The 25,390-nt window shown below is 68.3% G+C and carries 31 protein-coding genes; 17 read left to right on the top strand and 14 right to left on the bottom strand.

The features are described from left to right. The first annotated feature begins 29 nt into the window (after positions 1-29). From ACXN5S_RS16670 to ACXN5S_RS16650, 5 genes are all read left to right on the top strand, one after another. On the top strand, positions 30-752 hold the full coding sequence (locus ACXN5S_RS16670; RefSeq protein WP_458606604.1) for a 16S rRNA (uracil(1498)-N(3))-methyltransferase: 723 nt from the start codon (positions 30-32) through the stop codon (positions 750-752). Continuing rightward, positions 749-1,603, top strand: coding sequence for a GNAT family N-acetyltransferase (locus ACXN5S_RS16665; RefSeq protein WP_458606603.1), 855 nt, complete (start codon positions 749-751; stop codon positions 1,601-1,603). The genes ACXN5S_RS16670 and ACXN5S_RS16665 overlap by 4 nt, the downstream gene beginning before the upstream one ends. Continuing rightward, positions 1,596-2,120, top strand: a complete 525-nt coding sequence (locus ACXN5S_RS16660; RefSeq protein ID WP_458606602.1) for a hypothetical protein — start codon at positions 1,596-1,598, stop codon at positions 2,118-2,120. Before ACXN5S_RS16665 ends, ACXN5S_RS16660 begins: the two co-directional genes overlap by 8 nt. A 102-nt stretch (positions 2,121-2,222) precedes the next feature. Then, positions 2,223-3,593: a glutamate--cysteine ligase gene (locus tag ACXN5S_RS16655; RefSeq protein WP_458606601.1), complete on the top strand. Its 1,371-nt coding sequence runs from the start codon at positions 2,223-2,225 to the stop codon at positions 3,591-3,593. Positions 3,594-3,666: 73 nt separating this feature from the next. Then, positions 3,667-4,017, top strand: a complete 351-nt coding sequence (locus ACXN5S_RS16650; RefSeq protein ID WP_458606600.1) for a hypothetical protein — start codon at positions 3,667-3,669, stop codon at positions 4,015-4,017. A gap of 6 nt (positions 4,018-4,023) precedes the next feature. On the opposite strand, the gene ACXN5S_RS16645 is transcribed toward ACXN5S_RS16650, so the two are convergent. Together ACXN5S_RS16645 and ACXN5S_RS16640 are read right to left on the bottom strand one after the other, a co-directional pair. Further along, the gene (locus tag ACXN5S_RS16645) at positions 4,024-4,473 is read right to left on the bottom strand and encodes a DUF805 domain-containing protein (protein WP_458606599.1); all 450 of its coding nucleotides are present in this window, start codon (positions 4,471-4,473) and stop codon (positions 4,024-4,026) included. A gap of 66 nt (positions 4,474-4,539) precedes the next feature. Beyond that, positions 4,540-5,538, bottom strand: coding sequence for a polyprenyl synthetase family protein (locus ACXN5S_RS16640; protein WP_458606598.1), 999 nt, complete (start codon positions 5,536-5,538; stop codon positions 4,540-4,542). 66 nt (positions 5,539-5,604) lie between these two features. Between ACXN5S_RS16640 and ACXN5S_RS16635 the strand changes: the two genes are divergently transcribed. The 3 genes from ACXN5S_RS16635 to ACXN5S_RS16625 all read left to right on the top strand — a co-directional run bounded on the left by ACXN5S_RS16635 (position 5,605) and on the right by ACXN5S_RS16625 (position 6,882). Further along, positions 5,605-5,814 (top strand): putative signal transducing protein, encoded by a 210-nt coding sequence (locus tag ACXN5S_RS16635; RefSeq protein ID WP_458606597.1) that lies wholly within the window; start codon positions 5,605-5,607, stop codon positions 5,812-5,814. A gap of 9 nt (positions 5,815-5,823) precedes the next feature. Continuing rightward, a complete protein-coding gene (locus ACXN5S_RS16630; RefSeq protein ID WP_458606596.1) occupies positions 5,824-6,591 on the top strand; it encodes a tRNA1(Val) (adenine(37)-N6)-methyltransferase in 768 nt (255 codons plus the stop codon). A 123-nt stretch (positions 6,592-6,714) separates the two neighbouring features. Further along, the gene (locus tag ACXN5S_RS16625) at positions 6,715-6,882 is read left to right on the top strand and encodes a YdcH family protein (protein WP_458606595.1); all 168 of its coding nucleotides are present in this window, start codon (positions 6,715-6,717) and stop codon (positions 6,880-6,882) included. Here ACXN5S_RS16625 and yddG read toward each other — a convergent pair. The 4 genes from yddG to ACXN5S_RS16605 all read right to left on the bottom strand — a co-directional run bounded on the left by yddG (position 6,860) and on the right by ACXN5S_RS16605 (position 10,937). Continuing rightward, entirely contained in the window at positions 6,860-7,765 is a 906-nt protein-coding gene (yddG, locus tag ACXN5S_RS16620; protein ID WP_458606594.1) for an aromatic amino acid exporter YddG, read from the bottom strand. The two genes, ACXN5S_RS16625 and yddG, sit on opposite strands and share 23 nt — an antisense overlap. A gap of 262 nt (positions 7,766-8,027) precedes the next feature. After that, a complete protein-coding gene (phbB, locus tag ACXN5S_RS16615) occupies positions 8,028-8,771 on the bottom strand; it encodes an acetoacetyl-CoA reductase (protein ID WP_458606593.1) in 744 nt (247 codons plus the stop codon). Between the two features lie 108 nt (positions 8,772-8,879). After that, positions 8,880-10,052, bottom strand: a complete 1,173-nt coding sequence (locus tag ACXN5S_RS16610; RefSeq protein WP_458606592.1) for an acetyl-CoA C-acetyltransferase — start codon at positions 10,050-10,052, stop codon at positions 8,880-8,882. Positions 10,053-10,199: 147 nt separating this feature from the next. After that, positions 10,200-10,937, bottom strand: coding sequence for an EAL domain-containing protein (locus ACXN5S_RS16605; protein ID WP_458606591.1), 738 nt, complete (start codon positions 10,935-10,937; stop codon positions 10,200-10,202). Between the two features lie 140 nt (positions 10,938-11,077). Here ACXN5S_RS16605 and ACXN5S_RS16600 point away from each other — a divergent pair, with 140 nt between their 5' ends. After that, positions 11,078-11,641, top strand: coding sequence for a DNA-3-methyladenine glycosylase I (locus ACXN5S_RS16600; RefSeq protein ID WP_458606590.1), 564 nt, complete (start codon positions 11,078-11,080; stop codon positions 11,639-11,641). Between the two features lie 57 nt (positions 11,642-11,698). Here the strand turns inward: ACXN5S_RS16600 and ACXN5S_RS16595 are convergent, their stop codons facing one another. The 3 genes from ACXN5S_RS16595 to pgsA are packed head-to-tail and all read right to left on the bottom strand — an operon-like array spanning position 11,699 to position 13,061. Then, the gene (locus tag ACXN5S_RS16595) at positions 11,699-12,142 is read right to left on the bottom strand and encodes a molybdenum cofactor biosynthesis protein MoaE (protein WP_458606589.1); all 444 of its coding nucleotides are present in this window, start codon (positions 12,140-12,142) and stop codon (positions 11,699-11,701) included. Next, entirely contained in the window at positions 12,142-12,387 is a 246-nt protein-coding gene (moaD, locus tag ACXN5S_RS16590; RefSeq protein WP_458606588.1) for a molybdopterin converting factor subunit 1, read from the bottom strand. Before moaD ends, ACXN5S_RS16595 begins: the two co-directional genes overlap by 1 nt. Continuing rightward, positions 12,387-13,061, bottom strand: a complete 675-nt coding sequence (gene pgsA, locus ACXN5S_RS16585) for a CDP-diacylglycerol--glycerol-3-phosphate 3-phosphatidyltransferase (protein ID WP_458606587.1) — start codon at positions 13,059-13,061, stop codon at positions 12,387-12,389. The genes moaD and pgsA overlap by 1 nt, the downstream gene beginning before the upstream one ends. 218 nt (positions 13,062-13,279) lie before the next feature. Between pgsA and ACXN5S_RS16580 the strand changes: the two genes are divergently transcribed. After that, on the top strand, positions 13,280-13,693 hold the full coding sequence (locus ACXN5S_RS16580) for a hypothetical protein (RefSeq protein ID WP_458606586.1): 414 nt from the start codon (positions 13,280-13,282) through the stop codon (positions 13,691-13,693). A gap of 123 nt (positions 13,694-13,816) precedes the next feature. On the opposite strand, the gene ACXN5S_RS16575 is transcribed toward ACXN5S_RS16580, so the two are convergent. The 5 genes from ACXN5S_RS16575 to ACXN5S_RS16555 form a co-directional block, all read right to left on the bottom strand. After that, positions 13,817-14,965, bottom strand: coding sequence for a WD40/YVTN/BNR-like repeat-containing protein (locus ACXN5S_RS16575; RefSeq protein WP_458606585.1), 1,149 nt, complete (start codon positions 14,963-14,965; stop codon positions 13,817-13,819). Between the two features lie 135 nt (positions 14,966-15,100). Further along, entirely contained in the window at positions 15,101-16,015 is a 915-nt protein-coding gene (locus ACXN5S_RS16570) for an ornithine cyclodeaminase family protein (protein ID WP_458606584.1), read from the bottom strand. After that, positions 16,012-16,650 (bottom strand): HAD-IA family hydrolase, encoded by a 639-nt coding sequence (locus ACXN5S_RS16565; protein ID WP_458606583.1) that lies wholly within the window; start codon positions 16,648-16,650, stop codon positions 16,012-16,014. The genes ACXN5S_RS16570 and ACXN5S_RS16565 overlap by 4 nt, the downstream gene beginning before the upstream one ends. Continuing rightward, entirely contained in the window at positions 16,647-17,042 is a 396-nt protein-coding gene (locus tag ACXN5S_RS16560) for a (R)-mandelonitrile lyase (protein WP_458606582.1), read from the bottom strand. Before ACXN5S_RS16560 ends, ACXN5S_RS16565 begins: the two co-directional genes overlap by 4 nt. 326 nt (positions 17,043-17,368) lie before the next feature. Further along, positions 17,369-18,883: an ABC-F family ATP-binding cassette domain-containing protein gene (locus ACXN5S_RS16555; RefSeq protein ID WP_458606581.1), complete on the bottom strand. Its 1,515-nt coding sequence runs from the start codon at positions 18,881-18,883 to the stop codon at positions 17,369-17,371. A 332-nt stretch (positions 18,884-19,215) separates the two neighbouring features. Here ACXN5S_RS16555 and rsfS point away from each other — a divergent pair, with 332 nt between their 5' ends. The 7 genes from rsfS to ACXN5S_RS16520 all read left to right on the top strand — a co-directional run bounded on the left by rsfS (position 19,216) and on the right by ACXN5S_RS16520 (position 25,385). Further along, entirely contained in the window at positions 19,216-19,665 is a 450-nt protein-coding gene (gene rsfS, locus ACXN5S_RS16550) for a ribosome silencing factor (RefSeq protein ID WP_458606832.1), read from the top strand. Next, positions 19,665-20,129: a 23S rRNA (pseudouridine(1915)-N(3))-methyltransferase RlmH gene (rlmH, locus tag ACXN5S_RS16545; RefSeq protein ID WP_458606580.1), complete on the top strand. Its 465-nt coding sequence runs from the start codon at positions 19,665-19,667 to the stop codon at positions 20,127-20,129. Before rsfS ends, rlmH begins: the two co-directional genes overlap by 1 nt. 92 nt (positions 20,130-20,221) lie before the next feature. Further along, on the top strand, positions 20,222-21,823 hold the full coding sequence (gene gpmI, locus ACXN5S_RS16540; RefSeq protein WP_458606579.1) for a 2,3-bisphosphoglycerate-independent phosphoglycerate mutase: 1,602 nt from the start codon (positions 20,222-20,224) through the stop codon (positions 21,821-21,823). A gap of 50 nt (positions 21,824-21,873) precedes the next feature. Beyond that, a complete protein-coding gene (locus ACXN5S_RS16535) occupies positions 21,874-23,046 on the top strand; it encodes a murein hydrolase activator EnvC family protein (RefSeq protein WP_458606831.1) in 1,173 nt (390 codons plus the stop codon). Between the two features lie 25 nt (positions 23,047-23,071). Beyond that, on the top strand, positions 23,072-24,436 hold the full coding sequence (locus ACXN5S_RS16530) for a S41 family peptidase (RefSeq protein WP_458606578.1): 1,365 nt from the start codon (positions 23,072-23,074) through the stop codon (positions 24,434-24,436). After that, complete coding sequence (locus tag ACXN5S_RS16525; RefSeq protein ID WP_458606577.1) at positions 24,433-24,900, top strand: RNA pyrophosphohydrolase; 468 nt, start codon at positions 24,433-24,435, stop codon at positions 24,898-24,900. Before ACXN5S_RS16530 ends, ACXN5S_RS16525 begins: the two co-directional genes overlap by 4 nt. Next, entirely contained in the window at positions 24,897-25,385 is a 489-nt protein-coding gene (locus ACXN5S_RS16520) for a hypothetical protein (RefSeq protein WP_458606576.1), read from the top strand. Before ACXN5S_RS16525 ends, ACXN5S_RS16520 begins: the two co-directional genes overlap by 4 nt. The last annotated feature ends 5 nt before the right edge of the window (positions 25,386-25,390 follow it).

The following is a 25,390-nucleotide window of genomic DNA, read 5'->3' as shown; positions in this document are numbered from 1 at the left end:
ATGGCCCCCTTTTGCCGCATCAACGCCGCATGGCACAGCGCGTCCGGCTTTATGTAGACCAGCCCCTCAGCGCGGGGCAATCGCTCGATCTGGAACCGGATCAGGCGCATTACCTGTTTTCGGTCATGCGCTTGGGCGAAGGCCTGCAGCTCGGCGTCTTCAACGGCCGCGATGGCGGCGAGTGGGAGGCGGTGATCTCCGAGACCGGCAAGAAGCGCGGGCGGCTCAACGTGCTGTTCGAAGCGGCCCCGGCGCTGGACAGGCCCGACCTGTGGCTGCTGTTCGCGCCCCTGAAGAAGGCGCGGACGGACATGATCATCGAGAAGGCGACAGAGCTGGGCGTGGCCCTCCTGCAGCCGATCTCGACCGACTTCACCAATGCCGAGCGAGTGCGCGAAGACCGGCTGGTGGCCATCGCCCGCGAGGCCGCTGAGCAATCCGGCGCGACTTCTGTGCCGGAAGTGGCGGGGCTGGAGAAGCTGAGCACCCTGCTCGACAGTTGGGACCCGGCGCGCGAGCTTTGGTTCTGCGACGAGATGCAGGCCGAGGCGCCCGCCGTGCCCGATGCCCCTGCCGAGGGGCCGGGCGCTATCCTGATCGGGCCGGAGGGCGGCTTCTCCCCGGCGGAGCGAGAGCGCCTGCGCGCCCTGCCCTTCTGCCGCCCTGTGGCGCTCGGCCGGCGCATCCTGCGCGCCGAGACCGCGGCGATCTCGGCTCTTACCCTCTGGCTGGCGGCGCGGGGCTTCCCGTGATCGCGGCGACAGAGGCGGACCGGCCGGAGATCGAGGCCTTCCTCGACGCCCGCCTGCCGCGTGCCATGTTCCCGCGTGCCAACCTCGCCCATCACGGCATGGCCGCCCTCTCACCCGCGGCGCACCGCCATGCCATGCGCTTCTGGATCAAGCGAGCTGCGGATGGCGAAGTGACGGATGTCCTTGGCGCCACGCAGGACGGCTTCCTGCTGCCCGCCTGCCCCACCGGCCCATGGGCCGAGGTGACGACGGCGCTACGCGGGCAGGAGATCGGCGCGCTGATTGGACCCGTCGAGGAGGTGCGCCCGCTGCGCGCCGCGCTCGGCCTGTCGGATACGCCCGGCGAGCTCGACGAGGTGCAGCCGCATTTCCTGCTGTCGCTGGAAGATCTCGTTGTGCGCGAGGGGCGGGGCGAGATCGTGCCCTTTGCCGATGCACCGCAGGGGGCTATCACCGGCTGGATGCGAGACTATTTCTCCGAAACGCTGGGCACGCCGCTCGATCTGGCGGTGATCGAGGCGGCGCGTGCCGTGCGCGCCGCTGCCGAGGCCGGCAGCCATGTCGTGCTGATGGAGGGCAAGGTGCCGCTGGCCATGACTGGTTTCAACGCGCGGCTGCCGGGCATCGTGCAGGTCGGCGGGGTCTATACGCCGCCCAATCTGCGCGGCCGCCACCATGCCCGCCGCGCCGTTGCCCTGCATCTCGCCCAGGCCCGAAGCCAGGGCGTGCAGCAGGCCACGCTCTTCGCCGCCGGCCCGCCGGCCATCGCCGCCTACGAGGCGCTGGGCTTCGAGCGGATCGGCCGCTGGGCGCTCTGCCGCTTTTCCGGCGCGCAGGTGCTGCATGGCTGAGCTGATCCGCCCCAAGGTGCGCGCGGCGCTGATGCGCTGGCACGAGGCGCTGACCGGCGCCGCGCTCGCGCTGCTGGCCGGTGCCTGGGCGTTGCAAAGCTTCGGCCTGCTGCGCTGGGTCGCCGCAGCCTTCGCGCTCGCCGGGCTCGCCTACGCGGCGGCGGGCCTGCAGCGCGGCTGGTTCCGGGGCCCCGGCGGCGGCCTGGGCGTGGTGCAAAGCGACGAGGGCGCCCTGTCGTGGCTGGGGCCGCAGGGCGGCGGCACCGTCTCGATCAGCGAGCTGGCCTCGCTCGATTATCACCCGGCGGAGGGGCTGAGCCCAGAGCGCTGGCGGCTGACCGACAAGTTGGGCAACGACCTCGCCATTCCGGCGGATGCCGCGGGCATCGAGGTGCTGTTCGACGCCTGCGCCAGCGTGCCCGGCCTCTCTACGTCGCGACTGATCGCCGCGCGCCGCGCCGGCGTTCCCGCCCGTCTCTGGCCCGAACGGGCCGCCCTGCCGCGCACGCTGCACTAGGCGGCCCGGCCCGGGCGCCTGGCCCGCTCCATTGACAAGGCCCTGCCCGCCCGCCACCTAGACCGGACCACAGACGCCAGCGCAGCAGACGGAGCGGCCCCCATGTCCATCCCCCAATCCGGCGGCGGCCCGATCGAGAGCTTCGACGACCTCGCGGGCTATCTCGAGGCCGGCTGCAAGCCGAAGGCCGACTGGCGCATCGGCACCGAGCACGAGAAGTTCGGCTATTGCCGCGACAGCCAGATGCCGCTGCCCTACGAGGGCGACCGCTCGATCCACGCCATGCTTTCGGGCCTGAAGGACCGCTTCGGCTGGTCCCCCGTCAGCGAGGGCGGGCATCTGATCGGGCTGGAGAAGGCGGGGGCCAATATCTCGCTCGAACCCGGCGGGCAGCTCGAACTCTCCGGCGCGCCGCTTGAGACGATCCACCAGACCTGCGACGAGGTGAACGCGCATCTGGCCGAGGTGAAGAGCGTCGCCGACGAGATCGGCGTCGGCTTCATCGGGCTCGGCGCGGCGCCGATCTGGCAGCATGACGACATGCCGCTGATGCCCAAGGGCCGCTACAAGCTGATGGACGGCTACATGCAGAAGGTGGGCACTGCCGGCACCACCATGATGCGCCGCACCTGCACCGTGCAGGTGAACCTCGATTTCGGCTCCGAAGCCGACATGGTGCAGAAATTCCGCGTGGCCCTGGCGCTGCAACCCGTCGCCACCGCGCTCTTCGCCAACTCACCCTTCTTCGAGGGCAAGGTGAACGGCCACAAAAGCTGGCGCGCCCGCGTCTGGCGGCATCTCGATGACGACCGCACGGGGATGCTGCCCTTCGTCTTCGACGAGGGCATGGGCTTCGAGGCTTACGTCGACTGGGTGCTCGATGTGCCGATGTATTTCGTCTACCGCGACGGCAAGTACATCAACGCCCTCGGCCAGAGCTTCCGCGATTTCCTCAAGGGTGAGCTGCCGGCCCTGCCCGGCGAAAAGCCGACGCTGAGCGACTGGGCCGACCACCTGACGACGGTGTTCCCCGAGGCGCGGATCAAGAAATTCATGGAGATGCGCGGCGCCGATGGCGGCCCCTGGCGCCGGCTCTGCGCCCTGCCCGCCTTCTGGGTGGGCCTGCTCTACGACCAAACGGCGCTCGATGCCGCCTGGGATCTCTGCAAAGACTGGGGCGCCGAAACGCGCGACGCCCTGCGCGTCGCCGCCTCGGTCGACGGCCTGCAGGGCTCTGCCAACGGCGTCTCGCTGCACGACGTGGCGCGCGAGGCGGTGGCCATCGCCGAGGCCGGCCTCAAGGCCCGCGCCCGCCCCGGTGCCGGCGGGTTGATCCCCGACGAGACGCATTTCCTTGCCGCGCTGAAAGAGAGCGTCGAGACGGGCATGGCCCCCGCCGACGAGCTGCTGGAGCGCTACCACGGCGAGTGGAACGGCGACCTCAGCCGCATCTACGGCGAGTTCAGCTACTAGGGACGCTTTTCCTTTTCATACGTTTCGGCGCGGGCCATGGTCCTTGCCGATAACGCTAGGGAAAGGACGGCCAATGCGCGATTTCTTCATTCGAGGGTTGGAAATCCTCGTCAATTTTCTCGTCGTTGCAATGGTCGTCATTTGGCTCTTGGCGACTGTAGCGAGCCTGTTCGCGGGCAGCCTTCCGCTCACGAATGGGACCGATGCGGTCTCTCAACTCGGACTGCCCCCATTCGTGACGGCTTTGCTCGTTTTCGTCCTTGGCGGCATCTACATCGTGGTCGTCGCAGGGGCGATGTATCTCGGTCTCGGCATTTACCAGAACACCCGGCGGACTGCCGAGCTGCTCGAAAGTATGGCCGGCGCTCAGCTCGCCAGAGCCCCGAACGGGCGGCGAGATCCGCCGCCGCTCAGCAATGGCTAAGATGTCCTAGCGTCGCGTGTTCGGCACCGAGCTGCCGCCGTAGGGCTCCCGCCCCAGCGGGTCGTCGCCATAGGCGTTCGGCCCGCGCGTGCCCCGCCCGGCCAGCCAGACGAGGAGGATGATCGCGCCGATCAGCGGGATCAGCCAGAGCCACCACCACCAGCCCGAGCGATCGGTATCGTGCAGCCGCCGGACCGTCACCGAGATCGAGGGCAGCAAGGTGATCAGCCCGAAGAGCGAGGTGAACGGCGTGATACGCGACCACACCGCATAGCCGCGCCCCCCGTCGCCGACATAGCTCGCGCTTTCGCCGAACAGCGCGACATCGAGCCAGCCCAGCACGATGCCGGCAAGGATGCTGAACAGCACCCACCACCAGAACTCCGAGCGCGGCGCCCGGCCCGAGAAGGTGACGTAGTTGCGGAAGTTGTGCGTGATCGCCTGGCCGAACGTCATGTCTGTCTCCCTCACCGCTGCGCGAACTCTAGAGCAGCGCCGCGCACGGGGCCAGATGCAGGGCGGTCAGTTCAGGCGGGCGACGACATAATCGGCGAGGTCGGCGAGCATCTGGCGGATGGGGCTGTCCGGCAGCACTGCCAGAGCCTCTTTCGCGGTGGCCGACCAGCCCAGCGCATCGGCGCGGGCGGCGGCCAGCGTGCCGTGCTTCTCGAACAGGCGCAGCGCCTCGTCGAGATCGCCGTCTTCCACGCGGCCCTTGCCGATGGTGCGGCGCCAGAAATCCCGCTCGCCCTCGTCGGCAGCGGCCACGGCGCGGATCACCGGCAGGGTCATCTTCCCCTCGCGGAAATCATCGCCCCGGTTCTTGCCGATGCCGTCGTCCCCTTCGTAATCGAGCAGGTCGTCGGCGATCTGGAAGGCGAGGCCCAGCGCGTCGCCATAGGTGAACAGCGCCTGTTCCTCCGCCTCACTGGCCCCGGCGATGACCCCGCCGGCCCGCGTGGCGGCCGAGAAGAGCGCGGCCGTCTTGCCGCGGGCGATGGTTTCGTAGGTTTCAGCCGTCACCTGCAGGTTCCGGCTGGCAGAGAGCTGCAGCACCTCGCCCTCGGCGATGGTGGCGGCGGCATTGGCGAGGATATCGAGCACCCGCATCGAGCCGGTCTCGACCATCAGCTGGAAGCTGCGAGCAAACAGGTAATCGCCCACAAGCACTGACGAGGTGTTGTCCCACAGCAGGTTCGCCGTGGGCCGGCCCCGGCGCTGCTCGCTCTCATCCACGACGTCGTCATGCAGCAGCGTGGCGGTGTGGATGAACTCCACCGCGGCGGCGAGATTGAGGTGATGGCTGCCCTCGTAGCCCAGCATCCGCGCGGCGCCGAGCGTGAGCATCGGCCGCAGGCGCTTGCCCCCGGCCTCGACGAGATGAGCCGTCACTTCGGGGATGCGCGGCGCGTGGCGGCTGGCCATCCGGTCGCGGATGAGCGCGGTGACGCCGGCCATGTCGCCGGCCAGCTCTGCAGCCAGCCGCTCATGCGGGCCGGCGGGCGATGTATCCAGGCTCATGACCACATTGCCCGGCGCGTGTGCGCCGCCTCGACAAAGTCTGCGCCGGTTCTTACCTCGGAAGACATGAAGGAACTCCTGCGCACAAACGACCCCACAATCATCGCCTTTGCTACGGCGCTGCTCGGCGGCGAGGGTATAGACTGCTTCCCAATGGACGACAATATGAGCGTCCTCGAAGGGTCGATCGGCATTTTGCCGCGGCGCCTGATGGTGCGCAGCGAAGACCACACCCGGGCTGCCCGGGTGATGACGGACAATGGCATCGTCCTCTAAGGACGGCAGATGACCTCGCCCTCCGATCCCGCCACCACGCTCGACGCCTTTCTCGGCGGTCGGCTGAACCTGCACCAGCCGGCGCGGGGCTACCGCGCAGGCACAGACCCGGTGCTGCTCGCCGCCGCCGTGCCCGCCAGCGCCGGAGACAGCGTGCTTGAGCTGGGCTGCGGCGTGGGCACGGCGCTCTACTGCCTCGGCGCGCGGGTGCCCGGGCTGCGGCTGGTGGGGCTGGAGCTGCAGGCGGAGTATGCCGCGCTCGCCCGGCGCAATGCGGCCGAGAACGGGATGGTGGCCGAGATCCACGAAGGCGATGTCACCGCCCTGCCCGCCGCGCTGAAGGCCGGGCGCTTCGCCCATGTCATCGCCAACCCGCCCTTCTTCGCCCCCGGCGCCGGCAAGGTGGCCGCCGACAGCGGCCGCGCCGCGGGCCGGCGCGAGGCGGCCCCGCTGGAGGCCTGGGTCACCGCCGGTTCGCGCCGTCTGGCGCCCGGCGGCCAGTTCACGCTGATCCTGCGCACTGAGCGGCTGGCAGAGGCGCTGGCTGCCGCGCATGGGCATCTCGGAACGCCCGTGGTTCTGCCCCTCACCTCGCGCGAAGGGCGGGCGGCGGAACGGGTGATCCTGCGGCTCAAGAAGGGTGGCCGCGCCGGACTGACGCTGCTGCCCCCGCTGATTCTGCATCAGGGTGCGGCCCACGAGCGGGATTCCGACAGTTTTACAGACCTTGTCTCCCGGGTGCTGCGTGACGCGGCACCCCTTCCTTTTCAGGCTTAACCTTGCGTCAAGGAGTCGGCGACAGGATGCTCATGGAGCGTCCGCCGACCGGCTTTTCGTGACAGGGCGGGCTGGCCGTGCTGAACTGCTCTTGCGTGAACCATCATCTCCAGGGAGATCCGAATGAGCGTCACTTCACATCTCACCGAACTCAGGAAGAAGCACGAGCACCTCTCCGCTCAGGTGGAAGAGGCCCAGCGCCGCCCGGCCTCTGACGATCTGGCTCTCGCCAAGATGAAGAAGATGAAGCTCGCCCTGAAGGAGCAGATCACCCGCCTCTCGCCGCAATAGCCCGCCTGCGCCGGGCTGCGGCACCGGGGCCGAGCGCGGCGAGCGCCGCGCCGGCCGTGATCAACCCCGCCGCCCCGGCCAGCCGCCAGCTCGGCTGCGCCAGGCCGGCGGCCACCAGCACGAGGGTGGAGAGCAAGGGCGCCGCGTAAGAGGCGGTGCCAAGCAGCTGGATGTTGCCGCGCTTGGTGCCGATGTCCCACAGGAAGAAGGCCAGCCCCACCGGGCCAAGCCCCAGCCCCAGCACGGCCAGCCAGCCGCCGGGGGTGGCCGGCCAGGCCGTGGTTTCCACCGCCAGATGCGCCGCGAGCGACAGCAGCGAGGCCGCCATGCAGGTCACGGCCACCGCCGCCGTCGGCACCTTCCCGAAGTGCCGCGAGCCGACGGAATAAAGGCTCCATGTCAGCGCGCAGGCCAGCGCAAAGGCATAGCCGCCCCAGGCGCCGCCGGCCCGGTCGCCGCCAAATGCCGCGCCGAGGATCAGCGCAGCGCCGACAAAGCCGAGGCACGCGCCCAGGATATGCGCGCCATGCAGCCGCTCGCCCGGCAGCAGGCCTGAGAAGAGCACAATGAGCAGAGGCCAGAGATAGGCGATCAGCCCCGCCTCCGCTGGCGGGGCCAGGCGCAGGGCGGTGAAATAGAAGGCGTGGTAGAGGAACAGCCCCGCCGTGCCGAAAGCATAGGCGCTCAGCGGCACCCGCCGCAGCGCCCCCAGCCCGCCGGAGACCGCGACCCAGACAAGCCCGATGCCGCCGCCGAGCGCAAAGCAGATCGCGTTGAGCTGGAAGGGCGGCACCGGAGCGCTTGCCACGGTCAAAACCGCCAGCAGCGCCCAAAGCAGCACCGCCCCAAATCCCCACGCCGTCGCTCTGGCCCGCTCGTCCATCGTCGCCTCCGCCGCCCATAGGCACCCGTGAGTCGGCCCGGGTCAAGGACGCCGCAGGCGCCGCCAACGGCGGGCGAAGCTCCTTGACGCGGGGCGAGTCGCATTCACCCTCGGCGAGGCCTGTTTGCGGGCAGACCTGCCAGCAAACGGCCTCTCAGCAAACCGGAAATCCCGCCTCAACAGGCACAGCCCAGCCCTGCTCGCGCAAAGCTGCCCTGGCGCGCCGGGGTGGGCGGGCGGGAGGCGGGCCAGGGCAGCGGGTTCAGTGCAGGTACTGCCCGCCGTTGGCCGACAGCGTCGAGCCTGTCACGAAGCCCGCCTTGTCCGAGGCGAGGAAGGTCACGCAGCGCGCGATTTCTTCCGCCTCACCCAGCCGGCCGAGGGGGATCTGCGGCAGGATCACCTCGTTCATCGTCTTCTGCGGGATCGTGCTCATCATCTCGGTATTGATGTAGCCGGGGCAGACGGCGTTGACCGTGATGCCCGCCCGCGCGCCCTCCTGCGCCAGCGCCTTGGTGAAGCCGATATCCCCCGCCTTGGCGGCGGCGTAATTGGCCTGGGCGAACTGGCCCTTCTGGCCGTTGATCGACGAGATGTTGATGACGCGGCCGAACTTGCGGGTGCGCATGCCGGGCCAGACGCTATGGGTCATGTTGAACAGGCCCGTGAGGTTGGTCGAGATCACCTCGTGCCATTGCGCCGGCGTCATGCGGTGGAAGGGCGCATCGCGGGTGATGCCGGCATTGTTGACCAGCACCTCCACCGGCCCCAGCGCTGCCTCCACCTCGGCCACGCCAGCCTGGCAGGCGTCGTAGTCCGACACGTCCCATTTGAAGGCGGGGATACCGGTCTCGTCGGTGAAGGCCTGCGCCTTTTCGGCATTGCCGGCATAGGTCACGGCGACCTTGTAGCCCTCGTCCTGCAGGGCGGTCGCAACGGCGGCGCCAATGCCCCGCGTGCCACCCGTCACCAACGCCACGCGCGCCGGCGCGATACTATCGGCCATCCTCAAACTCCTCCCTGGTCAATACGCCCGGATGTTATCCCCCGGGTCACCAGAGGGGCGGCATACCGCCCCTCTCTTAAAATCTAGGTCGTCACAAAAGGGATGGTGTCAGCGCTCGACGCACATGGCAACGCCCATGCCGCCGCCGATGCAGAGCGTCGCGAGGCCTTTCTTGGCGCCGCGGCGCTTCATCTCGAAAAGCAGGGTGTTGAGCACGCGGGCGCCCGAGGCGCCGATCGGGTGGCCGATGGCGATGGCGCCGCCGTTGACGTTCACGATGGACGGGTCCCAGCCCATGTCCTTGTTCACGGCGCAGGCCTGGGCGGCGAAGGCCTCGTTGGCCTCGACGAGGTCGAGGTCTTCCACCCGCCAGCCGGCCTTGTCGAGCGCCCGGCGCGAGGCCTGGATCGGCCCGACGCCCATGATCGACGGGTCCACGCCCGCGGTGGCGTAGCTGGCGATGCGGGCCAGCGGCTCGATGCCGCGCGATTCCGCCTCGCCGGCGCTCATCAGCAGCACGCCGGCGGCGCCGTCGTTGATGCCCGAGGCGTTGGCGGCGGTGACAGTGCCGTCCTTGGTGAAGGCCGGGCGCAGTTTCTGCATGCTTTCGATGGTGGCGCCGTGGCGGATGTATTCATCCTTGTCGACCGTCACCTCGGCCTTGCGGGTCTTCACGGTGAAGGGCGTGATCTCGTCCTGGAACTTGCCGGCGTTCTGCGCCGCCTCAGCCTTGTTCTGGCTGGCGAGGGCGAATTCGTCCTGCTGGTCGCGGGTGATCTGCCACTGCTCGGCGACGTTCTCGGCCGTCTGGCCCATGTGGTAGCCGTTGAATGCGTCCCACAGGCCATCCCTGATCATCGTGTCGATGAAGCTGACATCGCCCATCTTGGTGCCGGCGCGCAGGTTCTGCGCATGCGGCGAAAGGGTCATGTTCTCCTGCCCGCCGGCCACCACGATGCCGGCATCGCCGAGCATGATGTGCTGGGCGGCCAGCGCCACTGCGCGCAGCCCGGAGCCGCAAACCTGGTTGATGCCCCAGGCGGCGCTTTCGATTGGCAGGCCGGCGAGGATATGGGCCTGGCGGGCCGGGTTCTGCCCCTGGGCAGCGGTGAGGACCTGACCGAGGATGGTCTCCGACACCTCGCCCTTCTCCACCCCGGCGCGGGCGACGAGCGCCTCGATGACGGCAGCGCCCAGCTGATGGGCGGGGGTGTTTGCGAACGACCCGTTGAACGATCCCACGGCCGTGCGCGCGGCCGATGCGATGACGACGTTTGTCATGGAGGCTCCTCTCCTCTGGTCCCGGGCCAAGCCTGCCCGGCTTCGGAGGGGAACTTAAGGTTGGCGCCGCGCCGGCACAACGGATTTGGCAGCGCCGCAGCAGCTGAGGCGAGGATTGACCGCCAGCGGGGTGGCCTCGCGGGACCCCTAGAGCGTCGGTTTCGGCACCCCGTAGTGCCAGCCCTGCAGGCAATCGACCCCGAGGCGGATCATGTGCTCGGCCTCCGCCGCCGTCTCGACCCCTTCGGCCACGACATACATCTCGAACTGATGCGCCACGGTGATGAGCGCCTCGGCAATCACCTGGCTGTCGGGCGAATCCTGGATGCCGGAGACATAGGATTGGTCGATCTTGGCGAGGTCGAAGAGAAAATCCTTCAGATGCGCGAAGGAGATGTGGCCAGCGCCGAAATCGTCGAGCGCGAAATGCACGCCCTTGGGCTGCATCTCGGCCATGAAGCGGGTGACCACCTCTGGCAGCAGCATGGCGGAATCTTCGCTGATCTCCAGAATCAGGCGGTTGCCGAGCCCGTCGAGCCGGGCCAGCCCGCGCGAAAGCTCTTCGCGCCAGGCGCCATCGGCGATGGAACGGGCCGACATGTTGACGGCCAGCCGCAAATTGGGGTGCTGCGCCAGCTTCATCATGCCAAGCTTCAGCGCCAGCACATCGATATCGCGGCCCAACGCCGTTTCCTCGACATGGGGCACGAACTTGGCAGCGGGCAAGATGCGCCCGCCCTCGTCGAGCAGGCGGATGAAGGCCTCGTAGAAGGCCACCTTGCCGGTGCTACCGGCGGCGACGATGGGCTGGAAGGCGAGCTGGGCGCGGCCGGTGGCCAGCGCCTCGCGCACCATTTGCGGCATGTCGCGGTCGCGCGCCTGCATCGCGGCTTCAAGCGGCGATGACGGGGCCTCCTGTCTGGCTTCGAACCCGGGCACTGGTGCAACTCCTTGCGCGATGCGAACTGTCGGGGGAATTAGCTAACGCCAGCTTGACGAGGGCGGGGCGAAACTGAGGTCGCATTATGGAACGCTGCAGCTGGTGCGGGGATGACCCGCTTTACGTCGCCTATCACGACGAAGAATGGGGCGTGCCCGAGTACGATGGCCGCGCCTTGTGGGAAAAGCTGGTGCTCGACGGGTTTCAGGCCGGGCTCTCCTGGATCACCATCCTGCGCAAGCGAGACGCTTTCCGCGCGGCCTTCGAGGGATTCGACCCGCACAGGGTGGCGCGCTGGGGCGAGGCAGAGGTGCAGCGCGCGCTGGCCGACCCCGGTATCGTGCGCCATCGCGGCAAGATTGAGGCATCTGTGCGCGGCGCTCAGGCATGGGAGCGAATCGAGGAGCGCGAGGGGTTCTCAAGCTACCTGTGGCGCTATGTCGATGGCGCGCCGCTGCAGAATGCCTTCAGGCCGGAAGAGATCCCGACGCAGACCGAGCTGTCGCAGCGGATCTCGAAGGATCTGAAGAAGGAAGGCTTCACCTTCGTCGGGCCAACGATCGTTTATGCTTTCATGGAGGCGGTCGGCATGGTGAACGACCACGTCGTCACCTGCCATCGGCACGAGGCTGTCAAGCGCCTCGCCTGACCCGCGCCACGGAGACCAGATGGTTTCCGTGCCCGAATTCCATATGGAATTCGGCGCCTAGCTCCAGCGGCCCAGCGCGGCTTCGTCGGTCTCCGTCGCCTCCACCCAGGCCTCTCCAGCCTCGGTGACTTCCTTTTTCCAGAAGGGCGCTCGGCTCTTCAGCCAGTCCATCAGGAATTCGGCCGCCGCGAAGGCATCACCGCGGTGCGGCGCGGCGGTAGCGACCATCATGATCGGCTCGCCGGGGGCGAGGCGGCCATGGCGGTGGATCACCAGCGCCCCGGCCAGTGAGAACCGCTCAAGCGCCTGCTGGCGCATCGCCTCTGCCGCCTTCTCGGTCATGCCGGGGTAATGCTCCAGCTCCATGTAGCGCAGGCCGCCGGCGACATCGCGCACCACACCGGTAAAGCTGACGACGGCCCCCGCCCCGTTCATCGCGGCGGTGAAGGCGTTCAGCTCCACCCCCGCATCGAAGGGCTCGGCCTGAATGCGAGTGGCCATCAGCCGCCCGTCATCGGCGGGAAGAAGGCCACCTCGCGCACGCCGGTCAGCGGGGCATCGAAGCCCGCCAGCTCCTGATCGAGCGCCACGCGGAGGGCGCGCGTGTCGGCAAAGGCGCTGGCATGGCCGTCGCCGCGCGCCTTCAGCTCTTCCACCAGCGCCGCCACATCGGTGGCGGAGGTCTCCACCTCTTCACTCGCGGCGCCCACCCGCTCTCTCAGCCAGGCGAAATAGCGTATCTGCATCAGGCATCCCTCAGGAACGGCAGGGATTTGCGGAAATAATCCCAGCCGGTCACCACGGTCAGCGCCGCGGCGATCCACAAGAGCACGACCCCAGCCCACCAGCTGATCCACATGCCGTAGAACTTCCACGTCAGGCCCATCGGATCATGCGCCGTACCGGCGATGATGGCGTCGATGGCCGGCTGATCGAGCCCCGCGGTTTCAACGGTGTAGTAATGCTCGAACGCGCCCTTGGAGAAGAGCACCGCGATGGCGACCATCTGCGCCGTCGTCTTCCACTTGGCGAGCTTGGTGACCTTCAAAAGGCCGGCCTTGCTGCCGAGATACTCGCGCAGCCCGGCGACGAAGGTCTCGCGGAAGAGGATGAACGTGGCGGGCAGCAGAATCCACGGATCGAGCCCCAACCCGCCGGTGGAGAGGCCGGTGATGATGAGCAGCGCGATGGTCACCATGGCCTTGTCGGCGATCGGGTCGACCATGGCGCCGAAGCGGCTCTCCTGCCCCCAGGCGCGCGCCAGGTAGCCATCGAAGAAATCCGTCACCGCCGCGAGCACGAAGAGCGCGAGCGCCACCCAGTCGGCCAGCGGCCGGGCGAAGAACAGAAAGAGGATCGCCACAGCCGGCGCCGCGAACAGGCGCAGAAGCGTGAGCAGATTGGGCAAGGTCCATGTCATGGCAGGTTACGTAGCGCGGGCGGGGGCAGAGCGCCAGTTTTGGTAAGATGGGGGGTGGGGTGCGGGGACTTAGGCTGATGTGGTGGGGTCGTGAGTTAAGAGCACAGAGGGACCAACGGATAGTTATGTCTCCCAAGCGGACTAAGCGGCAGTTGCCAATGCTAGACCAATCGTCTGCTTTTTGTTCAGTTCAAGGGAAAGCTGAGAAGGCTGAGCTTATGTTTGAGGTCGAACCAACAGAAGAAAGTGGCGGCGTTTGTGATTGCTGTGGCAATCAAACTCGAACTGTTTGGGGCTATGTTCACAAAGAGGGAGTAGGCACCGTCGCAAGTTACTTCGTTCAATGGACCGTTGGTAGATCGATTGAAGATCACCCTGCAAATTTCGATTTAATCTATGGAGCCTGGGGTGAGGGAACGACGAAAAATGACCGGCGCGCGATCTCCCTCATCCACTTTGAAAGTGAAGGCGTTCCCGGTGTTGCAGTGATCGATGCAAACACCCGACCCGTCGCCTCTAGCGAACTTGTCGGATCAGCGATGAGCCGTGAAGAACTCATCGGCACACCTCTGGCTCAGCAGGTATTTTCTGTATTTGATGCAGTGATTTCGCAGGATGCTCGCTTAAGCTGACATTCGCTGAGATGCAGAGTCCGGGAAACGGCTCGAACCGGACTTTGCCCACAAAGTGTCTCCAGAATCCACCAATGCGGCTTGGGCCGAAGAAAGGCGCGACAAGCCCCAGATCCTATCCTCCTACCCCCGCTGCATCACCTCCACCGTCAGCACCGTCGGCAGGTGCCGGGCAATCTCCTCCCAGCTCTCGCCCTCGTCGAAGCTGGCGAAGACCGAGCCGGAGTTCGTGCCGAAATAGAGCCCCGCCGGGTCCATATGGTCGCCCGTCATGGCCTGGCGCAGCACGGTGAAGAAGCAGCCCGATTGCGGCAGCCCCTCGCGCTGTGCCTCCCAGCTCTCACCACCGTTCGTGGTGCGCCAGACCGCCGCTGCGCCGTCCAGCGGGTAGCGGCCGTCCTCGAAGAGCGGCAGCGTCCAGAGTGTCTGGCCGTCGCGCGGGTGGATCTGCACGGGGAAGCCGAAGGTCGAGGGCAGGTTGGCGGTGATATCGTCCCAGCTGCGCCCGCCATCGGAAGAGCGCCAGACGCCGTGGTGGTTCTGCTGGTACAGCAGATCCTCGCCCCCGGGCGCGCGCATGATGTTATGCACGCAATGGCCGGTATCGCCGTTCGCCGGCCCCGCCGGGTGGCTGTGCCCCTCGCAGGCCTGCGCGTTGGAGAGGCGGTTGCGCCGCTCCCATGTCTCGCCGCCATCCTCGGTGGCGAAGACGCCGGCGGCCGAGATGCCGACCCACATCTTGGCCGGATTGGCCGGGTCGGAGATGATGGAATGCAGCACCAGCCCCGCAGCGCCGCCATGCCAGTCTTCGGCGGAGGGGTGGTCGGTCAGGCCCGGCACCAGCTCCCACGTCTTGCCGCCATCCTCGCTTTTCAGCAGCTTGGCCGGCTTGGTGCCGGCGTAGAGCGTGCTGCCGATGCGGTGCAGCGACCAGATCTGCTTGAAGTCATCGCCAAAGGGCAGGGGCTCACCGGTGATGCCGAACATCTCGGCCATGCCCGGCTCTTCCTTCGCCCACTCGTCCATCTGGCCCGTGGTGAGGCGGGCATTCTCCCAGGTCTCGCCATCCTCGCTGCGCCAGACGCCCGCGCCAGACCACTCGCTGCCGCCGCCGGCCCAGATGGCGCCGCTCTCGGGGTCGCTGGCGAAATGGTTGATCGGCCAGCCGCCGCAATGCGGCCCGGTCAGCGACCAGCCAGAGCGGTCTGTCCCGCCGGAGAGGAGGAAGGCGCCCTTGGTGGTGCCGACAAGGACAGTCAGATCGGATGGCATCTTCTCACTCCCGCAACCTTCGCACTTAAGTTGATATCAATGCTTCGCGATTCGGCAAACGGAATCTTGTCGGGTACGGAACGGTTGCGACAATGGTCTGGCGGCGCAGTCCTTCTTGCCGCGTGGGGACGGAGCCTAACCCTCCGCCCCGCAGATCTCGCGGATATGCGTCGCGACCATCAGGTCGAGATGGGCGCCGCCCCCGTTCTTGAACAGCGTGATCTCGTCGGCGCTCTGCCGGGCGAAGGCCTCGGGCTGATAGTAATCCGCCAGCACGTCCGCCTCGGTGATCGCCCCCTCCTCCATCGGCGCGATCAGCTCGCCGATCTCGCCGATGGTCGTGGCGCGGCTGTCGACGAAGACCCGCGCCCGCGCCATGGCCGCATCATCCGCCTCGCGCATGTCGGGCCGGTAGGCGCCGATGAGGTCGATATGCTGGCCGGGCTGCAGCCAGTCGCCCTTGATGAGCGGCTCGGTGGACATGGTGGCCGAGGCGACGATCTCGGCCCCGCGCACCGCCGCCTCAAGATCGCCTGCCACCTCGGCGCCTGTCGCCTCGGCCAGCGCTTCCGCGCGGGCGGGGGTGCGGTTCCACAGCGCGAAGCGTGCGCCGGGGAAGGCGGCGCCGTAAGCCTCGATCAGCGAGGCAGCGACAGTGCCGGCGCCCAGGATGAGGATCTCCCGCGCCTCGGGCCTGGCCAGCCGGCGGGCAGCCAGCAGCGAATCCCCCGCCGTCTTCCACTTGGTGACGAGGTGGAAATCCACCAGCCCCGCCAGCTCGCCCGTCTCATCGGAGAACAGCGACATCGCACCGCCGACGCTGGGCAGGCCGCGCGCGCCATTGCCCGGAAACACCGTCGCCGTCTTCACGCCGATGCCGAGCCCGTCGATCCAGGCGGCGCGGCTCAGCATCGTGTCGCCGCCGCGGCGCAGGATGCTGTCCTTCACCTCGGCCTTCGGCAACTGATGCCCCGCCGCGATGGCATCGGTGAGGGCCAGCCACTCCAGATGGCGCTCGCCCTCGTCGAACGAGATAAACGGGATGCTCATGCCGCCTCCTCCGCGCTCAGCAGCCCCTCCTCCACCAGCCGCGCGGCCAGGGCAGAGGGTGAGGTGAACAGCTGCGTGTGCCAGCCATGCGACGCCGCCATCTCGATATTGTCGGGCCGGTCATCGGTGAAGAACAGCGCCCCGCCCTTCAGGCCCAGCGCATGCTCCACATGGGCGTAGATGGCACCGTCTGGCTTGGCCATGCGCAGCGGGCCCGAGAGGAAGACCTCATCGAATTCTTCGAAGAACGGGTAGTTCTCGGCGGCGATGGCGAAGGTCTCCTCGCCGATATTGCTGAGGATATGGCAGGGCATGCCCTTGCGCTTCAGCGCCCGGAACAGCCGCACCGAGCGGTCGATCACCGGCGAGGCGATCTCGGCCCAGCGGTCATGCCACATCAGGATCGCCTCCGCATGCTCGGGGTTCTCCTCCGCCACGCCGGCCACCACGTTGCGGAAGGGCTCGCCCCGGTCGACGCGCTCATTCATGGCGTGCAGGTCGACGGCGTCGAAGAGGGCGCGGCGCGCTTCCTCGCCGATCTGCGAATCGTAGAAGCTCTCGGGCTGCCATTCGATCAGCACGTTCCCGATATCGAAGACGACCGCCTCGATGGGGCCCTCATAGGTGCCGCTCATCCGCGATACTCCGCGTCGGTCACCTCGCCGAGCCAGCGCACTGTCTCGCCGTCCTTGGCCTCCTGCACGGCGATATGGGTCATCGGCTGGTCGGGCGCGGCGCCGTGCCAGTGCTTCTCGCCAGCGGGGAACCAGACGGTATCGCCCGGCCGCACCTCTTCGATCGGGCCGCCCTCGCGCTGGACGCGGCCGATGCCGGCGGTGATGAGGATGGTCTGTCCGAGCGGATGGTCGTGCCAGTAGGTGCGCGCCCCCGGCCCGAAGGTGACGTTCAGAAACGTCGCCCGCCCCGGCCCCTCGGCCTCTGCCAGCCATTCCATCCAGACGGTGCCGGTGAACATGTCGTCCGGGCCGTTCGTGGCCGGCTCGCTGCCGGCGCGGATAATCTTCATGGGGACCTCCTCGGTTTCTCCAAAGAGGTACGGCACCCGCCGCCAAATTCCACCCCCTCAAGAACCGGCACCGGCCACCCTCTCCCCGTCGCTCCCCTCCACACAGGCGCCGCCCTCGATCCCCAGCCGAGCGCGGCCTGCAAGCTCCCGCCCTGTCTTTGCTCCTGAAAAATCCTCGGGGGGCTGGCGCAGCCAGCGGGGGCAGACAGCCCCCTCCACCCTGTCCACCCGCGCCTACCTGCCCGCAGCGCGCCCGCTGCCCGGGCCGGCCGGGGTGGGTGGGCGGGAGGCCGGCCCGGGCAGCGGCCTCTCCACACGCGGCCCCGTCAGGCCCCTTCGGCCAGCAGCGCCTCGAACACCGGCTCCGGATCGTCCACCTCCACCAGCCGGCGCCCCTCGATGACCCAGAGGCGGCTTGCGACATTGCGGATGAAGCTGCGGTCGTGGCTGACGATCAGGCAGGTCGCCTCCTTGTCCAGCAGCTCGTCCTGCAGCGTCTCCTGACCATCGATGTCGAGATGGTTGGTCGGCTCGTCGAGCAGGTAGAAGTTCGGATGCATCAGGCGCAGCACCAGCATGGCCAGCCGCGCCCTCTGCCCGCCCGAAAGCTGCGCCAGCGGCGCGCGCTGCTGGTCGGGCGTCAGCCCCGAGCTGGCCAGCAGGCTGCGGGCGCGGTCGTCGCCCACATCGAAGCGGGTGGAGATCACCCCGAAGGCGGTGCCCTCCTCGCCGATCTGGCCCAGATCCTGAGCCGAGTGGCCCAGCACCAGCGTCGCCGCGGCGCGGACGCTCTCGTCATCCCCTTCAATCGCCCTCAGCACCCGGTTCACCAGCTGCGTCTTGCCGGCGCCGTTCGGCCCCATCAACACCACCCGGTCGCCCCGCTCGATCCAGGCCGGCCCGAAGCGGTAGAGCGGCCGGCCATCGGGCGTCTCCACCCGCGTCTCGTCGAAAGAGATCAGCGCCTTGGCATGGGTGCCGGCATTCGTCAGGCGGATCACCCCCGCGCCCTGCTCGCGATGCGCCGGGCGCGCCCGCTCTTCCATCGCCGCCGCGCGCTCGGTGAGCTGCTTGGTCTTGGTGAGCAGCAGGTCAGAGCCGGAGTTGATGCCGATGTTCTTCAGCTTCGCCGCCTGTTTGCGCAGCTCCTTGGCCTTGCGCATCTCGTTCTCGAAGCGCCGGCCATCGGCCGCATCGGCCTCGTCCAGCGCCGCCAGCGCCTTCGTGTAGGGCAGCGCGAAGCTGCGGCTGCGCTCGGGCCGCAGGAACAGAGTCTGCGTTGTCACGGCATCGAGGAAGGCGCGGTCGTGGCTGGCGATGATCAGCGTCAGACCGGCGCTCTTCACCCAGCGCTCCAGCGCACCGATGCGCGCAAGATCGAGGTGGTTGGTCGGTTCGTCCATCAGAAGCAGGTCCGGCTCGCCCACCACGGCGCGGGCCAGCATCGCCAGCCGCTGCCAGCCGCCGGAGAGGGCGGCGAGCGGCGCTTCGGCCGCCTCCACCGAGAAGCCGAGATCGGCGAGCAGCACATCGGCGCGCCAGCCTTCGTAATCGGCAACCTCGGGGTCGAGCCCCTGGGTCACCACCTCGCGCACGGGCATAGGAAGCGCCGCGGCGGGGATCTCCTGCTGCAGATGGGCGATCTTCAGGCCGCGGGCGCGGGTGATGTCGCCGGTCGTCGGCTCCTCCTCGCCCGCGATCAGGCGCAGAAGCGTGGATTTGCCATGGCCATTGGCGGCGACGAGGCCCAGCCGGTCGCCCTTCTCGAGCGAGAGGTCGAGGCCGGAGAACAGCGGCAGGCCGCGGGTGTAGCTAAGGTCTTTGAGGGTCAGAAGAGGCATGTCGGCACTTTCGGAAGCATATGTCGGCGGGCACCGGCAAGCGCCGGGCCCCGAAGACAGGACCGAAAGAGCAACAGGCGTCTCTCAGCCCTGCGGAGGAGTGATCCGCAGGGCCGCACCAGGGCCGAATGTGCGATTTCGCACGAGGCGATACGTCACGCCCGGGGCTCCTCTGCCAGTGTTGCGCCTGAGCCCCTGATTAGCGCCGGGCCGCCCGTTTTGCAATCGTGCCGGCGGGCTGCCGCCTCTCCTGCCTGAGTTTCATTGAAATGACGCATGGGCATTGCTACTTTGGAGCCATGCCCAGTGCCGGGGCCGTCACGGCGCATGATCTGGAGGACCATCTACTGTCACCGACCCAACAGGCGGATCTGTCCGCCACCCAAGACCGCCCGGGCCATGCCCCGGCTGTCGACACCCCGAGCAGCGACCGCATTCTCAGCGCCGTGCTCGCCTCTCTTGATGATGACAAGGCCGAAGACGTCGTGCAGATCGACCTGCGCGGCCGCTCCGACATGTCCGATTACATGGTGATCGCCACGGGCCGCTCGTCGCGCCAGGTTGCCGCCATCGCCGAAAACCTCACCGACCGGCTGAAGCAGAACGAGAACGTGCTCTGCAAGGTCGAGGGCAAGGACAGCGGCGACTGGGTGCTGATCGATGCCGGCGATGTCGTCGTGCATCTGTTCCGCCCCGAAGTGCGCGAGTTCTATCAGCTCGAGAAGATGTGGATGCCCCGCCCGGCCGACGCTGCCGGAAGCGCTGCCGCCGCCTTCCGCTGATGCGGCTGATCATCTGCGCCGTCGGCCGCCTTCGGGCGGGCCCTGAACGCGCGCTGGTGGAAGATTACCTGGCCCGCTTCGGCAAGACGGGCCGGGCGATGGGCTTCGGCGCCGCCGATCTGGCGGAGGTCGATGCCAAGGGCGCCGGGCAGGAGGCCGAGCATCAGCTGCTCAGCCGCGCCGTACCCGCAGGCGCCGTGCGGGTGGTGCTCGATGAGCGTGGCCGCACCCTCACCTCCCCCGATCTGGCACAAAAGCTCGGCAGCTGGCGCGACGAGGCCCGCGACGTGGCCTTCGTTATCGGCGGCGCCGACGGCGTGACGGACGAGATGCGCGGATCTGCCGACCTGCTGCTCTCGTTCGGGCCGATGGTCTGGCCGCATGCGCTGGCCCGGGTCATGCTGGCCGAACAGATCTACCGCGCCGCCACCATCCTCGCCGGCTCGCCCTACCACCGCGAATAGGCGGGCGACGGGCCGCTGCCGCCCGCATCCCGGGTTCACGCCGGAAGCGGGCCGCGATATGTGAAGGCGAACCCGCCTCAAGGAGAGCGCCCATGTCCGGCAAGAGTCCCGTTGTCCTGTGCATTCTCGATGGCTGGGGCAAACGCGCCGACAGCCATGCCAACGCCCCGGTGATGGCCGAGACACCCCATTTCGATGCGCTGATGGCCAGCTGCCCGCATGCCGAACTCATCACCCACGGCCCCGCCGCCGGCCTGCCCAAGGGGCAGATGGGCAATTCCGAGGTCGGCCACACCAACATCGGCGCCGGCCGCGTGGTGGCGATGAGCCTCGGCAAGATCGAGATGGCCATCGAAGACGGCACCTTCGGCAAGGAAGAGGCGCTGCAGGAGTTTATCGGCAAGCTTAAGCAGAGCGGCGGCAAGGCGCATCTCTTCGGCGTGCTCTCCGACGGCGGCGTGCATGGCCATGTCGACCATATCGTCGCCGCCGCCGAGGCCATCGATGCCGCCGGCGTGCCGGTGGTGCTGCATGCCATCACCGACGGGCGCGACGTCGCCCCCTCCTCGGCCAAGGGCTACCTGAAAGACATCAAGGCCCGCCTGCCGGAGGGCGTGACCATCGCCACGGTCACGGGCCGCTACTTCGCGATGGACCGCGACAACCGGTGGGACCGCGTCGAGACGGCCTATAACGCCATCGCCGCCGGCAAGGGCACCGCCCAGGCAGACAGCCCCGAGGCGGCCATCGACGCGGCCTATGAGGGTGACAAGACCGACGAGTTCATCCCCGCCACCGTGATTGGCGACTACCACGGTTTCCGCGCCGAAGACGGGCTCTTCTGCCTCAACTTCCGCGCCGACCGGGCCCGCGAGATCCTTTCCGCCATTTCCGACCCCGATTTCTCCGAGTTCAGCCGGGGCGACGTGCCCGAGCTGTCGGCGCGGCTCGGAATGGTCGAATATTCCACCAAGCATGATGCCTGGTATCCCGCCGTCTTCCCCAAGCGGCCCATCGAGAACACGCTCGGGGCCTGGGTGGCGAGCCACGGGCTCAGCCAGTTCCGGCTCGCCGAGACGGAGAAATATCCGCATGTCACCTTCTTCCTCAACGGCGGCAAGGAAGAGGCCGAAGAGGGCGAAGACCGCTACATGCCCAAAAGCCCCAACGTCGCCACCTACGATCTGGCGCCCGAGATGAGCGCCGGCGAGGTGACGGAGGCTTTCGTCGCCGCCATCGAGAAGGGCTACGACCTGATCGTCACCAATTTCGCCAACCCCGACATGGTGGGCCATACGGGCGATCTGAAGGCCGCCATGCGGGCCTGCGAGGCGGTCGACAAGGGCCTCGGCCGCGTTGTGGCAGCGCTGGAAAAGGCGGGGGGCGCCATGGTCGTCACCGCCGACCACGGCAATTGCGAAGTGATGGTCGACCCGGTGACCGGCGGCGCCCATACCGCTCATACGGTGAACCCCGTCAACGTCGCCGTCTTCGGCGCCGCGCCCGGCGCCCGGCTGGTGAACGGCCGGCTCTGCGATCTGGCGCCCACGGTGCTGGAGCTGATGGGTCTGGAGCAGCCGCCCGAAATGACGGGCCGCAGCCTTCTGCGCGCCCCGGCAGCAACCAAGCCGCATTGCGACGAACTCTCCGCCGCCACCTCCGGCGGGCACCTGCCTGAATCGCCCTCTACATGACGCAGCTCGCGGCCCGCATAACGCGCGCCCTCCCTCTCGCTTTTCTCAAAATATCCCGGGGGGGCCGCAGGCGGGGGGCCGCGCCCCCCTCCACCCTCGCCACATGCGCCGCCGCCGCTTTCTTCGCGGCCCTCGCCGCCCCGGCCGCCGCCCAGCAAGGCACCGCCGCCGCGGCAGAGGCCGCCGCCGGCGCCTTGCGCCAGGCGGAAAGCCAGCTCGACGCCGCCCAGTCGGCGAGCGACCGGGTCGCCGCTCTCACCGAGACGGTGCGCGCCTATGAGGACGGGCTCGCCGCCCTGCGCGAGGGGCTGCGCCGCGCCGCCATTCGGCAGCGGGCGCTGGAGGCCGAGCTCGATGCTTCCTCCGGCGAGGTGGCCGAGCTGCTCGCGATGCTGCAGACGATGGGCCGCGCGCCGGCGCCGCTGCTGCTTCTGCACCCCTCCGGCCCTCTCGGCACGGCGCAGGCCGGCATGATGGTCTCGGAACTCACGCCCGCCCTGCAGACCCGGGTCGACGAGCTGCGCGCCCGGCTGACCGAGGTGGAGGAGCTGCGCCTGCTGCAGAGCTCCGCCGCCGGCACGCTGGAGGATGGCCTGCGCGGTGCGCAGGAGGCCCGCGCCGCCCTCTCCGCCGCCATCGCCGACCGCAGCGATCTGCCGCGCCGGTTCATCGAAGACCCGATCTCCACCGCACTGCTCATCGCCTCCACTGACACGCTCGACGGCTTTGCCGCCGGGCTTGGGCAGGTAATCGATGAAGAGCTGGCTGGCGCCGCACCCGATGCGACCGAGCTGAAGGGTCAGCTGCCCCTGCCCGTTCAGGGCGAGGTGATTCGCGGCTTCGGCGAGGCCGACGCCTCTGGCATCGCCCGGCCCGGCATGATCCTCGCCACCCGGCCCCGCGCCCTTGTCACCGCGCCCGCCGCCGCCACGATCCGCTTTCGCGGCCCCTTGCTCGATTACGGCAATGTCGTCATCCTCGAACCCGCCCCCGGGGTGCTCATCGTGCTCGCCGGCTTGGGTGAGGTCTTCGGGCAGGCCGGGCAGATCGTGCCGCAGGGCGAGCCCGTTGGCCTGATGGGCGGCGATGCCCCGGCGGCTGACGCGATTTTGACCGAATCCGCGCAAGGATTGGGAGCGACGCGCCCCGAGACGCTGTATGTGGAAGTTCGGGATGGTGAGACCCCGATAGACCCGGCCACCTGGTTCGAGACCGCACGGTAGCCCTGGGGAAAACAGGAAGGCAGGCATGAAAAAAATCGCACTCGCCGCTATCGGCGGCACGGCGCTCGGATTGCTGGTGACGACGCAGGTGGCCGGCCCGCTGCTCGCGCAGGAGGCCGAGAGCAATGCCTCTGTCTACGAACAGCTCGATCTCTTCGGCGACATCTTCGAGCGTATCCGCGCCCAGTATGTCGAAGAGGTCGATGAATCCGACCTGATCGAGGCCGCCATCAACGGCATGCTCACCTCGCTCGACCCGCATTCGAGTTACCTCTCGCCCGAGGATGCCGCCGACATGCGCGTGCAGACGCGCGGCGAGTTCGGCGGCCTCGGCATCGAGGTCACGCAGGAAGAGGGCTGGGTGAAGGTCGTCTCTCCCATGGATGGCACGCCTGCCGATGCCGCCGGCATGATGTCTGGCGATTTCATCACTGCGGTCGATGGCGAGAGCCTGCTGGGCCTGACGATCGACGACGCGGTCGAGCTGATGCGCGGGCCCGTGGGCAGCGAGATTGTCATCACCGTCGTGCGCGAAGGCGAGCCCGAGCCCTTCGACGTCAGCCTCATCCGCGACACCATCCGCCTCACCGCGGTGCGCGCCCGGACGGAGGGCGAGACGGTGGTGCTGCGCGTCTCCACCTTCAACGACCAGACCTATCCCAACCTGCAGGACGGGCTGGAGGAGCAGATCGAGGCGGCTGGCGGCATCGACAACGTCAACGGCATCGTGCTCGACCTGCGCAACAACCCCGGCGGCCTGCTCAACCAGGCGATCTACGTCTCCGATGCCTTCCTCGATTCCGGCGAGATCGTCTCCACCCGCGGCCGCCAGGCCAGCGACGGCGAGCGCTACAACGCCACGGCCGGCGACCTGATCGACGGCAAGCCCATCGTGGTGCTGGTAAACGGTGGCACGGCTTCGGCCTCGGAAATCGTGGCCGGCGCGCTGCAGGATCATCACCGCGCCATCGTCGTCGGCACCCAGAGCTTCGGCAAGGGCTCTGTGCAGACGGTCATGCCCCTGCGCGGCGACGGCGCCATGCGCCTGACGACCGCGCGCTATTACACGCCCTCGGGCCGCTCGATCCAGGCGCTGGGCATCTCGCCCGACATCATCGTCGAGCAGCCCGCCCCGCGCCCCGCAACTGACGAGGTTGACGACACGCCGGCCCGTCCCTTCGGCGAGGCCAACCTGCGCGGCGCTCTGTCGAACGACAGCCTCTCCGACGAGGACCGCACCCATCTGGAAGAGGATCGCGCCCGTGCCGAGGCCGCGGCCCAACTGCGCGAAGAAGACTACCAGCTCGCCTATGCGGTGGATCTGCTGCGCGGGCTCGAAGCGCTGGGCCCAGCCGCCGGCGTGCTGCAGCAGGCGGCCGCCGCGGAATGAGCGGCAAGGGCTACCGCCCCTGCGTGGGCATCATGCTCGCCAATGCCGAGGGCCGCGTGTTCCTCGGCCAGCGGGCGGATATGAGCGAGCCGGCGTGGCAGATGCCCCAGGGCGGCATCGACCCTGGCGAAGAGCCCGAGGCGGCGGCGCTGCGCGAGTTGCAGGAAGAAACGGGCATTGCGCCCGACCAGGTGAAGATCGTCGCGCGCACCCAGGAGCCACTGCGCTATGACTTTCCGCCGGAGCTCGACGGGGCCATCGCCAAGGGCAAATGGAAGGGGCAGGAACAAGTCTGGTTCCTGATGCGCTATCACGGCAGCGATTCCGGCGTGCGCCTCGATGCGCATGACGTGGAATTCTCTGAGTGGAAATGGGTCGCCCCGGCAGAGATCGTGCCGGCCATCGTGGCATTCAAACGCGATGTCTACGCCCGCGCCCTTGCCGAACTGGAGCCTTACCTGTGAAGCTCGTCGCCCTCGCCGCCGCCAGCCTGGCGCTGACAGCCACCTCCGCCCAGGCCCTCACCTGCCTGCGCCCCGATGTCGCCACGACCTTTCAGGAAGTAGCGGCTGCCGAAGAGCGATACATGGTCCTGAGCGGCACGCTGACCTTCGATGACAGCCTGATGCCGCCGCCGACGCTGCAGACCGTGCCCGACGGCGGCCTGCACCCCGACCCGGTGCCCGCCGAGTTCACCGGCTCACATCTCGCGGCAGACGGTGCCTTCTCCTCCCCGCTCGCGGAAACGCCCGTGACGCTGGAGATCGACTGTGCCGCCGCCTTCTGCACCTCGCTCACCTCCCCGCTGGAGGTGCTCGCCTTCGTGCAGATCGACGATGGCTCGATGCGCCTCGATGCCACGCCCTGCAGCGACAAGATCTTCATGAATCCGACGGACGAGATGCTCGACCAGGTGATGAGCTGCACCGCCGGCGAGAGCTGCGGCTAGCCCCT

Source organism: Pseudoroseicyclus sp. H15, from assembly GCF_054353345.1.
This window is presented reverse-complemented; position numbering and strand designations above follow the sequence as displayed.

What these genes read in the sequence shown, in the direction of transcription:
- ACXN5S_RS16670 (WP_458606604.1), top strand. Translation starts at nt 30, where the DNA reads ATGGCACAGCGCGTCCGGCTTTATGTAGACCAGCCCCTCAGCGCGGGG.
- ACXN5S_RS16660 (WP_458606602.1), top strand. Translation starts at nt 1,596, where the DNA reads ATGGCTGAGCTGATCCGCCCCAAGGTGCGCGCGGCGCTGATGCGCTGG.
- ACXN5S_RS16655 (WP_458606601.1), top strand. Translation starts at nt 2,223, where the DNA reads ATGTCCATCCCCCAATCCGGCGGCGGCCCGATCGAGAGCTTCGACGAC.
- ACXN5S_RS16650 (WP_458606600.1), top strand. Translation starts at nt 3,667, where the DNA reads ATGCGCGATTTCTTCATTCGAGGGTTGGAAATCCTCGTCAATTTTCTC.
- ACXN5S_RS16645 (WP_458606599.1), bottom strand. Translation starts at nt 4,473, where the DNA reads ATGACGTTCGGCCAGGCGATCACGCACAACTTCCGCAACTACGTCACC.
- ACXN5S_RS16640 (WP_458606598.1), bottom strand. Translation starts at nt 5,538, where the DNA reads ATGAGCCTGGATACATCGCCCGCCGGCCCGCATGAGCGGCTGGCTGCA.
- ACXN5S_RS16635 (WP_458606597.1), top strand. Translation starts at nt 5,605, where the DNA reads ATGAAGGAACTCCTGCGCACAAACGACCCCACAATCATCGCCTTTGCT.
- ACXN5S_RS16630 (WP_458606596.1), top strand. Translation starts at nt 5,824, where the DNA reads ATGACCTCGCCCTCCGATCCCGCCACCACGCTCGACGCCTTTCTCGGC.
- ACXN5S_RS16625 (WP_458606595.1), top strand. Translation starts at nt 6,715, where the DNA reads ATGAGCGTCACTTCACATCTCACCGAACTCAGGAAGAAGCACGAGCAC.
- yddG (WP_458606594.1), bottom strand. Translation starts at nt 7,765, where the DNA reads ATGGACGAGCGGGCCAGAGCGACGGCGTGGGGATTTGGGGCGGTGCTG.
- phbB (WP_458606593.1), bottom strand. Translation starts at nt 8,771, where the DNA reads ATGGCCGATAGTATCGCGCCGGCGCGCGTGGCGTTGGTGACGGGTGGC.
- ACXN5S_RS16610 (WP_458606592.1), bottom strand. Translation starts at nt 10,052, where the DNA reads ATGACAAACGTCGTCATCGCATCGGCCGCGCGCACGGCCGTGGGATCG.
- ACXN5S_RS16605 (WP_458606591.1), bottom strand. Translation starts at nt 10,937, where the DNA reads ATGCAGGCGCGCGACCGCGACATGCCGCAAATGGTGCGCGAGGCGCTG.
- ACXN5S_RS16600 (WP_458606590.1), top strand. Translation starts at nt 11,078, where the DNA reads ATGGAACGCTGCAGCTGGTGCGGGGATGACCCGCTTTACGTCGCCTAT.
- ACXN5S_RS16595 (WP_458606589.1), bottom strand. Translation starts at nt 12,142, where the DNA reads ATGGCCACTCGCATTCAGGCCGAGCCCTTCGATGCGGGGGTGGAGCTG.
- moaD (WP_458606588.1), bottom strand. Translation starts at nt 12,387, where the DNA reads ATGCAGATACGCTATTTCGCCTGGCTGAGAGAGCGGGTGGGCGCCGCG.
- pgsA (WP_458606587.1), bottom strand. Translation starts at nt 13,061, where the DNA reads ATGACATGGACCTTGCCCAATCTGCTCACGCTTCTGCGCCTGTTCGCG.
- ACXN5S_RS16580 (WP_458606586.1), top strand. Translation starts at nt 13,280, where the DNA reads ATGTTTGAGGTCGAACCAACAGAAGAAAGTGGCGGCGTTTGTGATTGC.
- ACXN5S_RS16575 (WP_458606585.1), bottom strand. Translation starts at nt 14,965, where the DNA reads ATGCCATCCGATCTGACTGTCCTTGTCGGCACCACCAAGGGCGCCTTC.
- ACXN5S_RS16570 (WP_458606584.1), bottom strand. Translation starts at nt 16,015, where the DNA reads ATGAGCATCCCGTTTATCTCGTTCGACGAGGGCGAGCGCCATCTGGAG.
- ACXN5S_RS16565 (WP_458606583.1), bottom strand. Translation starts at nt 16,650, where the DNA reads ATGAGCGGCACCTATGAGGGCCCCATCGAGGCGGTCGTCTTCGATATC.
- ACXN5S_RS16560 (WP_458606582.1), bottom strand. Translation starts at nt 17,042, where the DNA reads ATGAAGATTATCCGCGCCGGCAGCGAGCCGGCCACGAACGGCCCGGAC.
- ACXN5S_RS16555 (WP_458606581.1), bottom strand. Translation starts at nt 18,883, where the DNA reads ATGCCTCTTCTGACCCTCAAAGACCTTAGCTACACCCGCGGCCTGCCG.
- rlmH (WP_458606580.1), top strand. Translation starts at nt 19,665, where the DNA reads ATGCGGCTGATCATCTGCGCCGTCGGCCGCCTTCGGGCGGGCCCTGAA.
- gpmI (WP_458606579.1), top strand. Translation starts at nt 20,222, where the DNA reads ATGTCCGGCAAGAGTCCCGTTGTCCTGTGCATTCTCGATGGCTGGGGC.
- ACXN5S_RS16530 (WP_458606578.1), top strand. Translation starts at nt 23,072, where the DNA reads ATGAAAAAAATCGCACTCGCCGCTATCGGCGGCACGGCGCTCGGATTG.
- ACXN5S_RS16525 (WP_458606577.1), top strand. Translation starts at nt 24,433, where the DNA reads ATGAGCGGCAAGGGCTACCGCCCCTGCGTGGGCATCATGCTCGCCAAT.